The organism is Rhodococcus sp. AQ5-07 (assembly GCF_009707305.1).
GTDB classification, from domain to species: domain Bacteria; phylum Actinomycetota; class Actinomycetes; order Mycobacteriales; family Mycobacteriaceae; genus Rhodococcus_F; species Rhodococcus_F erythropolis.
Genome location: NZ_CP046099.1, coordinates 4,546,648 through 4,560,063, shown reverse-complemented (window position 1 = coordinate 4,560,063; position 13,416 = coordinate 4,546,648). Strand labels below are relative to the sequence as shown.

The 13,416-nt window shown below is 61.2% G+C and carries 12 protein-coding genes; 7 read left to right on the top strand and 5 right to left on the bottom strand.

Annotated features, from left to right (window positions below):
• Window positions 1-28: 28 nt before the first annotated feature.
• Window positions 29-928 carry a LysR family transcriptional regulator gene (locus tag GJB56_RS21310; RefSeq protein WP_113682902.1) on the bottom strand — a complete coding sequence of 300 codons (900 nt, stop codon included), beginning with the start codon at window positions 926-928 and terminating at the stop codon, window positions 29-31.
• A 119-nt stretch (window positions 929-1,047) separates the two neighbouring features.
• On the opposite strand from GJB56_RS21310, the gene GJB56_RS21305 reads away from it, so the two are divergent.
• Together GJB56_RS21305 and GJB56_RS21300 are read left to right on the top strand one after the other, a co-directional pair.
• Complete coding sequence (locus GJB56_RS21305) at window positions 1,048-2,274, top strand: MFS transporter (protein WP_113682815.1); 1,227 nt, start codon at window positions 1,048-1,050, stop codon at window positions 2,272-2,274.
• 39 nt (window positions 2,275-2,313) lie between these two features.
• Window positions 2,314-3,750, top strand: a complete 1,437-nt coding sequence (locus GJB56_RS21300; RefSeq protein ID WP_113682814.1) for an amidase — start codon at window positions 2,314-2,316, stop codon at window positions 3,748-3,750.
• 25 nt (window positions 3,751-3,775) lie between these two features.
• Here the strand turns inward: GJB56_RS21300 and GJB56_RS32110 are convergent, their stop codons facing one another.
• The 3 genes from GJB56_RS32110 to GJB56_RS21285 all read right to left on the bottom strand — a co-directional run bounded on the left by GJB56_RS32110 (window position 3,776) and on the right by GJB56_RS21285 (window position 5,927).
• A complete protein-coding gene (locus tag GJB56_RS32110; protein WP_113682813.1) occupies window positions 3,776-4,093 on the bottom strand; it encodes a DUF202 domain-containing protein in 318 nt (105 codons plus the stop codon).
• The gene (locus GJB56_RS21290) at window positions 4,090-4,428 is read right to left on the bottom strand and encodes a YidH family protein (RefSeq protein WP_230091040.1); all 339 of its coding nucleotides are present in this window, start codon (window positions 4,426-4,428) and stop codon (window positions 4,090-4,092) included. Before GJB56_RS21290 ends, GJB56_RS32110 begins: the two co-directional genes overlap by 4 nt.
• Window positions 4,429-4,514: 86 nt before the next feature.
• A complete protein-coding gene (locus GJB56_RS21285; protein ID WP_113682811.1) occupies window positions 4,515-5,927 on the bottom strand; it encodes a pyridoxal phosphate-dependent decarboxylase family protein in 1,413 nt (470 codons plus the stop codon).
• A 195-nt stretch (window positions 5,928-6,122) separates the two neighbouring features.
• On the opposite strand from GJB56_RS21285, the gene GJB56_RS21280 reads away from it, so the two are divergent.
• On the top strand, window positions 6,123-6,755 hold the full coding sequence (locus GJB56_RS21280) for a TetR/AcrR family transcriptional regulator (protein WP_113682810.1): 633 nt from the start codon (window positions 6,123-6,125) through the stop codon (window positions 6,753-6,755).
• Window positions 6,756-6,793: 38 nt separating this feature from the next.
• Here GJB56_RS21280 and GJB56_RS21275 read toward each other — a convergent pair whose 3' ends face one another.
• A complete protein-coding gene (locus tag GJB56_RS21275) occupies window positions 6,794-7,867 on the bottom strand; it encodes an Lrp/AsnC family transcriptional regulator (protein WP_230091039.1) in 1,074 nt (357 codons plus the stop codon).
• Window positions 7,868-8,032: 165 nt separating this feature from the next.
• Here GJB56_RS21275 and GJB56_RS21270 point away from each other — a divergent pair, with 165 nt between their 5' ends.
• The 4 genes from GJB56_RS21270 to GJB56_RS21255 are packed head-to-tail and all read left to right on the top strand — an operon-like array spanning window position 8,033 to window position 13,358.
• The gene (locus GJB56_RS21270) at window positions 8,033-9,250 is read left to right on the top strand and encodes a M20 metallopeptidase family protein (protein WP_113682808.1); all 1,218 of its coding nucleotides are present in this window, start codon (window positions 8,033-8,035) and stop codon (window positions 9,248-9,250) included.
• Window positions 9,247-10,599: an MFS transporter gene (locus GJB56_RS21265; protein ID WP_113682807.1), complete on the top strand. Its 1,353-nt coding sequence runs from the start codon at window positions 9,247-9,249 to the stop codon at window positions 10,597-10,599. Before GJB56_RS21270 ends, GJB56_RS21265 begins: the two co-directional genes overlap by 4 nt.
• A 46-nt stretch (window positions 10,600-10,645) precedes the next feature.
• Window positions 10,646-11,893 carry a CaiB/BaiF CoA transferase family protein gene (locus GJB56_RS21260; RefSeq protein ID WP_019746000.1) on the top strand — a complete coding sequence of 416 codons (1,248 nt, stop codon included), beginning with the start codon at window positions 10,646-10,648 and terminating at the stop codon, window positions 11,891-11,893.
• Window positions 11,850-13,358 (top strand): carboxyl transferase domain-containing protein, encoded by a 1,509-nt coding sequence (locus GJB56_RS21255; RefSeq protein ID WP_020971322.1) that lies wholly within the window; start codon window positions 11,850-11,852, stop codon window positions 13,356-13,358. Before GJB56_RS21260 ends, GJB56_RS21255 begins: the two co-directional genes overlap by 44 nt.
• Window positions 13,359-13,416 lie beyond the last annotated feature (58 nt).

The following is a 13,416-nucleotide window of genomic DNA, read 5'->3' as shown; positions in this document are numbered from 1 at the left end:
AGTCCTTCCGCGACTTGGCTGATCGCCGTCAGGCGGGGCAGGAGTGTGCTTCCTCGATCGCCTTCGCGAAAGCGCGGAGTCGTGGGCTTTCGAGATCGGTACGCCACACGAGGCCCAAAGCAGATGCGGGTAATCCGTTGATCGGTACGAATGTGATGTCCGAGCGCTGGCTGTATGTAGCGGTTGCTGCGCACAGGATGAGGCCGACCTGACTGAATGCGACCTGCGACAGGCCTTCCTGAACGGTGCTCGCCCCACCCTGCGTGGGAATCGTGGCTCCGCCCGGCGTCGTGCTCGGGGAATTCACACGCTGCCAATAGTCGGGGGCGGGGCCGGTGATGGGTACCAGACAGATCTGCGCCAACTGCTCGGCGTCGATCACGCCCAGTTCACTGAACGGGTGATGGACTGAGACGGCCAGGGTCTGGGGCTGTCGAGAAAAGACGAGCCCGGTTGTCAGCTCGGGCTCATCTACGGGGAGAAGTGCCACTGCCGCATCGATTCGCCCGGCGAGTACATCACTGAACGGATCACCCAGGGGTAATTCTTTGATGGTCACGCAAGTTTGCGGATGTTGTATCTCGAAGCGAGAGACAGCAGCCGCGATCGAATCGTAAATTGCTCCTTGGAAACCCACCCGAAGCGGCGTCGGCATGTTGCGTGCTCGTGACTGAGCGTCCTCGATTACTCCGACAAGCGCACGATGCGCGGGAGCCAACGACGCAAGAAATTCGGCGCCGAATTCAGTCAGGTGTACGCGGCGACTGGTGCGCGCCACCAGGCTGGTGCCGATACGACGCTCCAACCCGCTGATCAGCTGACTGACTCGGCCCTGGGAGATGAACAGTCGTTCGCCGGTGCGACCGAAGTGCAGTTCTTCAGCGAGAACGAGGAAACACTCGATCTCACGCATCGGAGGCTCCGACATTTTCACTCCGACCCTCGACTCATTCGACCACTCCATCATGGCTCATCGATGAATTGAGCTAATGGTTGGATGAGCGAATCGCCGTTGATACTTGGGCGTGCGGGAGCTTCTCTGGTTACATGCCACATTCCGCGCCCGGGCAGAACAGCCCCGCGCCCACGTCCTCAACCCACGCACACACCATCGAGAACCACTGGGCTGCGGTCGCCCTGATCGCAGCGTCCACCTTCATCGTTGTCGCGGCAGAGATGATGCCGGTCGGGCTACTCACCCCGATCGGTGCTGACCTGGTGGAAAGCGAAGGGACCATCGGGCTCTCACTGGCCATTACCGGATTGGTGGCAGCGGCCACTGCCCCGTTCGTGCCCATCGTGACCCGGCGCTTCGATCGTCGGTCGACGCTTATCGTCCTGATGTTTGTAGTCGCAGCGGCGAACGCCCTCACGGCTCTCGCACCAAGCTTCGCTGTCCTCGCTGGTGCTCGCGTCCTACTCGGTGTGAGCATGGGCGGAGTCTGGGCACTCGCCGCTAGCCTGGCACCCAAATTGGTGGGTTCCAGATCCGTCGGGTTGGCGACCACGATCATCTTCAGCGGAATCGCGGTTGCCTCAGTTCTCGGTGTCCCTGCGGGGACGTATATCGGAGCAGCGGCCGGGTGGAGCGTGGCATTCTGGACTCTCAGCTGCGCCGCGACGCTGATCGCGCTCGCCATGTTCGCTGTCCTACCCGTGATGCCAGCTGATCAAGCTTTGTCGCTCGGGAGTCTCGCGGTGGCTTTTCGGAACCCGGGAGTCCGGGTCGGAATCGCGATTACCGCGCTCATCGTCACCGCTCATTTCGCGGCGTACACCTATGTGCGTCCGGGGCTGGAGTTCTTCGCAGGATTGCACCCTGCGCAGATCGGCACGATGCTCTTGATCTACGGGGTTCTGGGCGTTGTCGGCAACTTCATAGCCGGGCCATCTGCCACCAAGTCTCCGAAGACTGTGGTCGTCATCCTCAGCGCGGGAGTAGCGATCACCCTTGCCCTGTTCCCGATCTCGGCTACCACCTTGATCACAGCTGCTCTGCTCATGGCGGCTTGGGGCCTCTTCTACGGTGGTGTATCGGTGAGTACTCAAACATGGATCGCACAAGCAGCTCCCGTTCACCGAGAGGCCGCTGCGGCTCTGTGGGTTGCAGTCTTCAATGCAAGCATCGCCCTCGGCGCGTTCGCGGGTGGACGCATTCATGACCACTCCGGTTCCGAAACGGTCTTCTGGATAGCCGCGGGAATCGCCACTCTCGCAATGCTGCTCGCCACATTCCGCAATCCCGTCGTGGCAAAGCACGAACTGACAACCTAGCCGCCTACACAAAACCTTCATAGAGGCAGGACAACAGATATGCGCCAGACACCCGTTTCAACCTTCATGGATGTGACCGAGATGCTCGAACGCTACCGGGACAAATCGCTGTCTCCGGTGGAGGTACTCGAGTCCACCATCGAACGTATCGAGGCGCTCAACCCGACCTTGAATGCAGTGGGACACACTTTCTTCGATGCGGCACGGGCGCAAGCGAAGTCAGCGGAACGCCACTACGTCCGCGGTTCGGATGTCAGCCTTCCGCTCGCCGGTGTTCCCGTTGTGGTGAAAGAGGATGAACCGGTACAAGGCCAACCGTGGACTCAAGGGTCCAAGGTCTATGAGGACTTGATCGCCACCCACACTTCGACTTTCGTGCAGCGGATCGTCGACGCCGGTGCCATCGTCCACGCGCGATCGACGGCCCCGGAATTCTCCTCGGCCGCGTTCACACAGTCCGAGTTGTGGGGCGTCGCTCGCAATCCGTGGAACACGAAATACTCCTCCGGCGGGTCTTCCGGCGGATCGGCAGTCGCACTTGCCACCGGTATGACGCACTTGGCTACCGGTTCCGATGTTGCAGGATCGATCCGAACTCCGTCGTCACTCAACGGAATTGTCGGGTTCAAGCCACCGCACGGCCGTGTCCCCGTCGATCCGCCCTTCAATCTCGATCGCTACTGCCACTGCGGTCCGATGGCTCGCACCGTAAGTGACTGCCTCACAATGCAGTCGGTCATCGCGGGACCGACCTCCACTGACATTGCCTCGCATGTGCCGGCATCGCCGCTGCCCGGCCTCGCAACGCATTCGTTGACAGGAATGCGTATCGCCGTGATCCCCGCGTTGGGTGACTGGCCGGTTGATCCGGACGTTGCCGCCAACACCGCCAAGTTGGTGGACACCCTCACTGCGCTGGGCGCACGCGCGGAGATCATCGAAGTCGACCTGTCACGCGCTGCAATCATGCGTGCGGCCGCCATTCACTACGATCACGTGTTCGGTGCATCGATCTCCGCCGAAGCGTCCGCGCACCCCGACAAGGTCACGGAGTACGCGAAGGAATTCGCGCGATGGGCACGCCGCACCCGTGGTGACGCGACTTTCCTGGACGGACTCGCGATCGAAGCCGAACTTTATTCGTCGATCGGATCCCTGTTCGACACGTATGACGCGTTGATCACTCCGGCAGTGGTGACGGAGGGCTTTCTTGCCGGCGACGACTACGTCGGGCACGGAATCAATGTGGCTGGAACAGAATTGGAGTTCTACCTCGAGGCTGTCCTGGCCATCACCTTCAACATCCTGAGCAGCTGCCCGGTGCTGACAATCCCCACCGGTTTCGCTCGGAACGGAATCCCCACCGGTACACAGATAGTTACGCGGCCGTACGACGACCACACGGCCTTTGCGATAGGGCTCGCCCTCGAGAAGGTCCTGCCGTATCCGAATGAGCATCCGAACCCTCGGACGTAGACGGCCTCCGACGGCAGCGGTCCGTCTACGTGCCGACAATGCGTATTGCCGCTGTGCCGACCGCCGTAGCTGCGGTTGCGCAAGAAACCGCGAATGCCGTTGATCGAGAAAGTCTTACGCATCCACTCCGCAATGTTCGGTCCCGTATGAATGCAGCGCACGCCGTCCCGAGCAAGGTGAAGGTGGCCAGGAGAGGGACGATCGCAGATGCCTTCCATCCTTCCTTCGCGGCCTGGTGGATGAACAGAGCGGCGATGGATGTAGATGCCAAAGCAGTTCGCCGCCAGGACAATGCCGTGCGCTCCAGTTGAAGTCCGGGATCGCGAGCTGTGACGCCGTTCATGGCAGAGCCATCGACAGCATCGCGATAACAGCGATCATCCCACTGGCGCAAGCGATTGCCGGCATCAGCGCGGACTTCGGCAGCGGCTTGTCTTGCCGCATCGCGCGTTGCACACGGCGCCAACGGGTATAGGCGCCGGTCGCGAGCACTGTCGCCATCGACAGACATGCAATCGAGATTGCGGTCCTGGCCGGTGACGGTGCAATCAGTTGATCGATCGCCACGCCACCTGCCAGAAGGCCGAATGCAGTCCTGATCCAGGCAAGAAAAGTTCGCTCGTTCGCCAGAGTGAATCGATAGTCAGGCTCGTTCTCATCCGCTCTGTCCGGATCCACCAACGATCTCCTTCGAGTGAACAGGAGGTCTTTGAAGTCGCGGTATGACCGAGTTGTTGTCTCGTCGATCGAAACTGATCGCCGGCTCACGTGAGTGCGTCGAAGTACGCGAGCATCGCCATCTCTCTCAGCGGCATCGGCAAGGCGTCGAGCACGAGGTGAGTCTTCGTCGACGGCTTCCCGTCCTCGAAGCTCTCCATCACGATGGGCACGATGTCGGCGAAGGTCGTGTCCGCCGGAAGGGCGTGAATCTCGGCGAGGCGCTCCGCCGGAATCAAGGGATCACGAAGGCGCGCTGCGTCCAAGGCCTCTCGCATGACCTCGATGAACTCGGCCATGTAACTACCGTGCTGTTTCGCGATCGTGAAATGGATGCTCGGAGGAACGCCGGGCTGCGTCAACTGCGGCTGCATGGTCCAGTTCCGCTTCGCGAGTTCGTCGATCCAGAGGAAGAAGTCGACGCCCTCGTCCGCGTCTGGATCGGTGGTGATTGCAGCGAGTGTGGATTCGGGCTTCCCCATGATTCGCAGCCCGGGTATCGCGGCGACCCCCGCTTCCAGTTCCCGGCGAATCCGCAGACCCTCCTCGACGAGATGCATGTAGCCGTCGTCACCGATGTGTTTGACGATCGACCATGCTGCGGCGAGCAACCCGCCTGGTTTCGAACTCATTACCGTGGAGTTGACGATCGGGTAGCCAGTCCAATTCGCGTGTGCGAAGAACTGCGGAAGACGCAGTTCGCGAGTGCGATACAGAACGAGCGAGCATCCCTTGTTCGTGTACCCGTACTTCTGCAGGTCGACGGTGATCGAGCTGACGCCGGGAACTCTGAAGTCCCACAGCGGAATTTCGCATCCTTGGCGTTCAGCGAACGGAAGAACCCAACCGCCGATGCAGGCATCGACGTTCAGGCGAATCCCCTGTTCCAGGCAGAACTTACCGATCTCTTCGATCGGATCGATCACGCCCTGGCCGTACTGGGGGGCCGACAGAACCACGAAGATCGTGTTCTCGTCGACGGCCGCTTTGATTGCAGCGACGTCGGCCTTGTACGTCTCCGGATCCACCGTCGTGGTTCGAGCTTCGACGCCGAGGTAGTGCGCTGCCTTCCACCATGCCGCATGGGCCGAGATCGGAAGCACCATGTTCGGCCGCGTGATGTTCTTCGCCCCGTCTCGGGCAGCCTTCGTGGCCATCATGATGCTTTCGCTGCCACCCATGGTCCAGCTGCCGGTGGCGTCGTTGGGTGCGTGCAGCATGTCGTTCGCGGCGCGGACCAACTCCTTCTCCAACGCATAAACACTCGGAAACGTCGACGAGTAAAGGGGATTCACATGGATGTACATTCCGAAGGCGTCCGTTGCGACCTTCTCGACGGTGTCGAGACCAGTGTTGTACATGTTGACCATGCCCGGGCGATCTGCGTACGGATCATCCATTCGATGCCGTTCGGCAAGCTCCGCCAGTACCTGGTCGATTGGCACACCGTTTTCCAACACGTCTTGACTCCTCTTGTGTGTCAACTTGATTGGGTCGTCGGCGATGTCAGGCCGAACTAATCGAAGTGGATCGTCAGCGCACCGGCGAACAATCGAACCGATACGTGAGAACCTTTCACATATGGTGAACGTGACACTCTGTCATGTCAAGCGGTGAAGGCCGTATATTCTCGTATCCATGACGGAGACTGCACGATGACGCCCGACGCCGTTCCCTCCCGTCGCCTCCCGGAACAGCAGCGCAGCAAGGCGCGCGTCGAGGCCATCTTGGACTGTGCGGCAGAGCTCATCGCGCGCGACGGAATCGACGCCATGACCATGAGTGAACTGGCATCGGCAGCAGACCTTCGGCTCCCGTCGATTTACCGGTACTTTCCGGGAAAGACCGCCATCGTGCAGACGCTGCTCGAGCGATACGAAACTCTGGTGCGTGCCAGGCTCATCGAATCGATTGCTCCCGCCGGGACGGTGCAAGACGCTCGCGAAGTCATCAGTTCCGTGGTCCGCGGTTACTGGCAGATCTTCCGCGACGACACCACGTACGCGGCGGTGTGGTCAGCCGCCGTCGCAAACCCCGATCTCGCTCGGATCGATGTGGAGAACACGCGTCAGACCAGTGCTCTCATCGCTGACGTGATCCGGGGTGTCGTGCCGGAGTCCATGCAGTACGACGTCGATCAGCTTGTCTTCACCTGCAATCACATCGCCGGTTCGACCGTCCGGTTCGCGACCGTCCTCGATCCCGACGAAGCTGAACGCATCGTCGACATGCTGGTCGATCACATACTGCCGACTGCGCTCGGATTGTCCGGTACCGCAAAGAGTTGATCGTCCTGCTTTCCAAGGGCTTTCGAAGAGCGCAACATTCAGATCGAGCTGGAAGGTTCCACACTGCGACGGGCCGGTTCACCGGGGCTGATCGGTACCGCTCCCACGCGGTACCCTCGCTCGTCGAGTAGATGACCGTTGAGCTTCATCGTCCACAGCGAGATCGCGCGATCTGCGATCGAGAGCCCGGGTAGTGCTTCGCACAACCGACCTTCGAGCCGTTGCGCGTCGTCCACGGACCGTGCCCACGCGACAATCAGCAAGTTGTCGCGACCAGTGACCCCCGTGCACCGGCGGACCTCGGGCATAGCCGAGATCGTCAGTGCAGCATGGCCGATCTGAGACGGTGAAACCTGGGCCCAGAGGATGACGGTCACTTGGCTTCCGGAGAGGGGGCGGGCCACTTCGCAGCGGGGTCGTGCCATTCCAGCGGCAAAGAGGCGCCGCGCGCGTCGTCGAATCGTGTCGATGCTGGCGCCACATTCCTCGGCCAACTCGGTGTACGAGGCGCGTCCGTCCACCGACAGTGCAACCATGATGCGTCGGTCCATGTCTGTCGGCCGAAATGCGCCGTGGTGATCGACCGTGATGCGCGTTGCGGCCAGCGCATCTGCCTGACTCGAACTCAGCGCACGCAACCTCCACCGACTACCGCCGGTGTAGATCGTCCCGGCGAGCTGGATGCGGCTCGATACGACGCCGGCAATGGCACCCAACTCCTCGGTGACCCACTGCGACAGGACGCTCAAATCCGTCACCATCACCGTGACCAGCAGATCTCGTGCGCCCGTCACGTGTTCGATGCCGGTCACCATCCGCTGCTCACTGAGCGCGTGCGCCACGGCTTGCACGCTGCCGTTGACGCAGTCGATTTCCACGAAGGCAAGGTTTCCCAGACCGGAGGCGGCCAGGATCGGGCCAGGATTGCACCCTATCCACGCTGCACCGCGGTCGACCAGACGGATCCATCGACGCGACAGCGTCACCGGGTCGAGCTCGAGAGCTTTCCCGATCTGCGCCCAACTTGCCCTCGGGTTGATCTGCAAAGCGTGAACCATTGCCTGGTCCGCCGCGTCGAGCATGTCGAATTCCTTCATTGGTTCATCACTCATGCGAAATTCCTGCGAATTCTCGATCATTCCTAAGGGAAGCTTCATCATAGCTATCTAGATCGTTACCTACGACACACCGTGCCGGGCTGCAAGAACTGCAGATCGCACCTGCGTCTGTCTCCGGAACTTCGCGAGTCTTCCCCTGCCAATGAAAGGCCAAATTCTGTGAACCTGAAAGATGACGCAGACGAGATGCAGGGCGACCTCGTCGCGCTGCGGCACAAGTTACACCGTGAGCCGGAGATCGGTCTCGAGCTGCCACGAACCCAGGAGCGGGTGCTCGAAGCGCTGCAGGGTCTCCCACTCGAGATCTCCACCGGAACTTCGAGCACCTCGGTTACAGCCGTTCTGCGAGGTGCAGCAAGGGATTCAGGCGATACGACGACGGTGCTGCTGCGAGCCGACATGGACGCGCTTCCGGTCGACGAGCGCACCGGGGTGGACTTCGCCTCCACGAACGGAGCCATGCACGCGTGTGGACACGACTTGCACACAACCGCATTGGTCGGCGCGGCAAGGCTGCTCTCACATCACCGCGATCACTTGGCCGGTGACGTCGTGTTCATGTTCCAACCCGGTGAAGAGGGCTGGGGTGGGGCCAAGAACATGATCGACGAGGGCGTGTTGGATGCATCAGGGAGCCGTGCCGACTACGCGTACGGACTGCACGTCATGGCCAACGGGATCCCGGCCGGACTCTTCGTGAGTAGGCCGGGGCCGATCATGTCGGCGTCGCACACGCTCGACGTGACGGTGCGGGGCGCGGGCGGTCACGGTTCGTCGCCGCACCGCGCGAAGGACCCGATCACGGCTGCGGCGCAGATGATCACGTCGCTGCAGGTCATCGTGACACGGGATTTCGACGCATTCGATCCGGTTGTCATCACCGTGGGTGTCGTGGATGCGGGCACGGCAAACAACGTGATCCCCGATTCCGCACATTTCGGTGCCACCGTCCGTCACTGGTCGGCTGAGAACGAGGAACAACTCGGCGCAGTGATTCGCCGTGGACTGGAGGGCATTGCCGCCGCGCACGGCGTAGAGGTGGACATCGACTTCCGTGCCCAGTTCCCCTTGACCGTCAACAATGCGGAGGAAGTTGCGTTCAGTGAGGGCGTGATCCGCGAATTGCTCGGCGAGGAGCATTACCTGGAATCGCCAAGGCCGACAAGTAGTTCCGAGGACTTCTCCTATGTCTTGGACAGAGTCCCGGGAGCGTTCATCGGGCTCGGAGCTGCAATGCCGGGCTGCGATCCGGTCGCTGCTCCGACAAACCATTCGCCGCGTGCACAGTTCTTCGAGGGTGTGCTCGGGGATGCGGCCTCGGTCTATTCGGCACTGGCCGTCGAAAAGTTGGCCGTCACCGCTGGAGGCACACGATGAGCGATCACCACAAAGAAACCACACCGCCCTCGTCGAGGAAGAAGAACCTCAAGGTTCTGTTCGGAATCGGCACCGGCAACGCGATGGAGTGGTTCGACTGGAACATCTACGCGCTTTTCGCGGTGTTCTTCGCGCCACAGTTCTTTGCCAGCGGAAGCCCGATGTCCGATCTGCTGAAGACTTTTGGAGTCTTCGCTGTCGGGTTCGTCGCTCGTCCTTTCGGTGGAGTGCTATTCGGATTGATCGCGGATCGCCGTGGCCGACAGTTTTCGATGACGGTGGCAGTCGGACTCGCCGCAGTGGGGAGTCTGATCATCGGACTGACCCCAACGCACGAGACGATCGGGGCTTGGGCTGCCGTCGTGTTGGTGACGTGTCGAATGATCCAGGGTCTTGCTCATGGCGGAGAGTTGCCTTCGGCCAATACGTATATCTCGGAGATGGCGCCGCGAGAGAAGCGTGGCTTGTGGGCCAGCTTGATCTACTTCTCCGGAACCATCGGCATCATCTGCGGCGCAGTTCTGGCGGCGGTCCTCTCGGGAATCCTCACCGACGCCCAAATGAGCAGTTACGGTTGGCGAATTCCGTTTGTGCTCGGCGGTGTCTTCGGACTGTTCGCGCTGTACTTGCGATCACGGTTGCAGGAAACAGAGATCTTCGAATCATCTGCCAAATCACAGAAGTCGGAATCGCAGCAGGCCAAGCCCTCGCTGTGGTCGCAGATCCGTGAACACCGTCGCCTGCTGGTGCGAGTCGCCGCCATGACGGTTGGATCGACGGTCAACTATTACGTGTGGGCCGTGGCAACTCCGGCGTATGCCATCAGTGTCCACGGCGTGGATCCATCGGGAGCAATGTGGGCGGGAGCCGCCGCCAACGTGGTGTTCATCATCATGCTGCCTGTTTGGGGAACCGTCTCGGATCGCGTCGGCCGGCGCCCGGTTCTGATCTTCTCGGGAATCATGATGATCACCTTGCTGTTTCCGCTCACCTCCATCATTCGGGGGCAGGCGTGGCAGTTGTTCGTGGCGATGGCAATTGCCCTGGTATTCATGGCCGGCACCGTGTCCATCGGTCCTGCTGTGTTCTCCGAGATGTTCCCGACTCGCATGCGTGCGGTGGGAATCGGATTGCCGACTTCCCTTGCCGTCGCAATTTTCGGTGGCACGACGCCGTATCTCCAGGCTTTCTTCGCCGACAAGGGAATTCCCGGCGTCTTCAACTGGTACGCCATTGTTCTGATGGCGATCTCGGTCGCTACCGTGATCTTCTTCCTGCCCGAGTCGAAAGGAAAGGACCTCACTGCTGCTGGAGAAGTTTCCGAATCCCTCTCTCCTTCCAGTGTTTAGCTCACAGATACGGAGCAGGTCTCCCATCGCCCGAGAGGATTTGGCAGTGCCGGCAGAAGCAGCAGTGACACCGAATTATCAAGGACCGCTTGCAGGTACAGTCGTCGTGGATCTGAGCAGGGCACTGGCCGGTCCGCATGCGGCCATGATGCTCGGGGATCTTGGAGCGCGCGTCGTCAAGGTCGAAACACCTGACGGTGGAGACGACACGCGTGGGTGGGGTCCACCTTTTGTCGACCCCGCCCGTGGCGAACGTGAATCGACGTACTTCCTGTCGGCAAACCGAAACAAGGAATCAATCGCCTTGGATCTGAAGTCCGAGAACGGTTGTCGAACTCTCACAGCCCTGATCGCACGCGCCGACGTTCTGATCGAGAATTTTCGCACCGGCGTGATGGACCGCCTGGGATTCCCGATGGAAAGGTTAGCGGAGATCAACCCCGGACTGGTCGTGCTGTCGATCAGCGGATTCGGCCATGACGGTCCTGAAGGTGGTCGCGCCGGGTACGACCAGATCGCCCAAGGTGAAGCCGGATTGATGTCTCTGACCGGTTCGTCACCCGATGACCCACAACGTGTCGGCGTTCCTATCGCCGATCTCCTTGCGGGAGTGCACGGAGCGTTCGGAATTCTTGCAGCACTTCGAGAGAGGGAGGTGACGGGCAGGGGACAAGTTGTCCGAACCTCCCTGCTGGCGAGTGTTGTCGGGGTGCATGCTTTTCAGGGGACGAGATGGACCGTCGCAGGGGAGATCGGCGAGGCTCAGGGCAATCATCATCCGTCGATCTGTCCGTACGGACTATTTCCGACGGCAGACGGTGCTGTACAGATCGCAGTCGGCAGTGAAGGTCTGTGGAAACGTTTCTGCGACGGATTCTGGATCGACCCGGATACACACGGTATGGCGACCAACCCGGAACGGGTCGAGAACCGTAAGAAGGTCAACGAATTGGTCGAAGCGGTCTTCGGGGCCTACGGGACCGAAGAACTGTTGACGAAGCTGGAGGCCACCGGCGTTCCGGCAGGAAAAGTCCGAAACCTGCGTGAGGTCTACGAGTGGGAACAGACCCGCTCGCAGGGGCTCCTCGTCGACGTCGATCATCGAACGCTCGGGAGGCTGACCATCCCGGGACCACCGTTGCGGTTCTTCGATCCTGACGGAAGTGAGGTCACCCGAACCGCACATCGACCGCCTCCTGTGCTCGGTGCGGATGGCGAAGAAATCATGAAATGGCTAGGAGAGCAAGGCAATGAATCGTCTGACGGCACACGAGTTGATCGATCTCACGTTTGATCCTGACTCGTGGGAGTCGTGGGATTCGAGTGTCCGTCAGAGCATGGCGCGTGGTGCGTACACGGACGAACTGGCCGCGGCGCGCGAGCGGACCGGACTGGACGAGTCCGTGATGACCGGGTCCGCAACGGTACGTGGACGCCGAGTCGCGGTACTGATCTGTGAGTTCGGATTTCTGGCGGGGTCGATCGGTGTAGCGGCCGGCGGACGCCTCGTCGATGCCATCGAGCGGGCGACGAGAGAAGCACTACCCCTTGTCGCCCTGCCGGTTTCCGGTGGAACACGGATGCAGGAGGGAACGACGGCGTTCCTTCAGATGGTCAGGATCACCGCCGCTGTCACCGCGCACAAGGAAGCCCACCTTCCCTACTTGGTGTATCTCCGAAATCCCACCACAGGTGGAGTTTTCGCTTCCTGGGGCTCGCTCGGTCACGTGACGATCGCGGAGCCCGGGGCGCTCATCGGGTTCCTCGGTCCCAGGGTGTACAAAACTTTGTACGGCGTCGCGTTTCCACCTGGGGTCCAGACGGCCGAGAACCTCCACGCGCACGGGCTGGTGGATGCAGTGTGCTCTCCTGACAAGCTCGCGGAGACACTGGACGTGCTACTGCGGGTTTTGACCTCGCGCCCGACACTTGACGAGCGCGGACTGGCGCTTCCGAATGTCAGTGACCCCGCGACACCCGCCTGGGAAACGGTCCTTGCGTCCCGCCGTTCCGGACGGCCGGGCGTCCGCGAGCTACTTGGCCATTCAGCTTCAGACATGGTGCTCCTGAATGGAACCGGGCAAAGCCAACAGAGCCCCGCTCTGATTCTTGCGTTGGTCCGCTTCGGGGACATCTCGTGCGTTCTGCTCGGGCAGGATCGCCGTGCCCAGACCGGACAACAGTCGTTCGGCCCGGCATCGCTGCGTCAGGCGCGCCGGGGAATCAGCCTTGCCCGAGAGCTTGACCTGCCGCTCGTGACAGTCATCGACACACCCGGCGCGAATCTGTCGAAAGAAGCTGAGGAAGGCGGACTTTCGAACCAAATTGCGAAGTGCCTGGCAGAACTCCTGGCGCTGAGGACGCCGACGGTATCGCTGCTCCTCGGCCAGGGGGCGGGTGGAGGCGCACTGGCGCTGTTGCCGGCGGACCGCATTCTCGCCGCTCAGCACAGTTGGTTGTCCCCGCTACCGCCGGAAGGTGCAAGCGCGATCATCTACCGCGACATCGTCCATGCGCCGGAGATGGTCTCGGCGCAGAACATTCGATCAACAGATCTACTGGCAGACGGCATTGTGCATGCGGTGATACCCGAGTATCCCGATGCCGCCGACGAACCTGACCAATTCTGTGAACGCGTCGGCCAGTCATTACGTGCCGCGCTGGTCTCCTCTCTGAGAGAGACGTCCGAACAGCGCCTGAGTGGACGGCTGACGCACTTCAGTCGCATCGGGGAATCCCCTGTGGCGGTACCGATGTAAACCGGCCCGCGCTCCAATTCACCGAACTACTGATCAGCACCGACTCGAGGAGCATCAC

Bases quoted from the DNA above. Each gene is read 5' to 3' on its own strand.
- GJB56_RS21310 (WP_113682902.1), bottom strand. From the start codon at position 928: ATGTCGGAGCCTCCGATGCGTGAGATCGAGTGTTTCCTCGTTCTCGCT.
- GJB56_RS21305 (WP_113682815.1), top strand. From the start codon at position 1,048: ATGCCACATTCCGCGCCCGGGCAGAACAGCCCCGCGCCCACGTCCTCA.
- GJB56_RS21300 (WP_113682814.1), top strand. From the start codon at position 2,314: ATGCGCCAGACACCCGTTTCAACCTTCATGGATGTGACCGAGATGCTC.
- GJB56_RS32110 (WP_113682813.1), bottom strand. From the start codon at position 4,093: ATGAACGGCGTCACAGCTCGCGATCCCGGACTTCAACTGGAGCGCACG.
- GJB56_RS21280 (WP_113682810.1), top strand. From the start codon at position 6,123: ATGACGCCCGACGCCGTTCCCTCCCGTCGCCTCCCGGAACAGCAGCGC.
- GJB56_RS21275 (WP_230091039.1), bottom strand. From the start codon at position 7,867: ATGAGTGATGAACCAATGAAGGAATTCGACATGCTCGACGCGGCGGAC.
- GJB56_RS21265 (WP_113682807.1), top strand. From the start codon at position 9,247: ATGAGCGATCACCACAAAGAAACCACACCGCCCTCGTCGAGGAAGAAG.
- GJB56_RS21255 (WP_020971322.1), top strand. From the start codon at position 11,850: ATGAATCGTCTGACGGCACACGAGTTGATCGATCTCACGTTTGATCCT.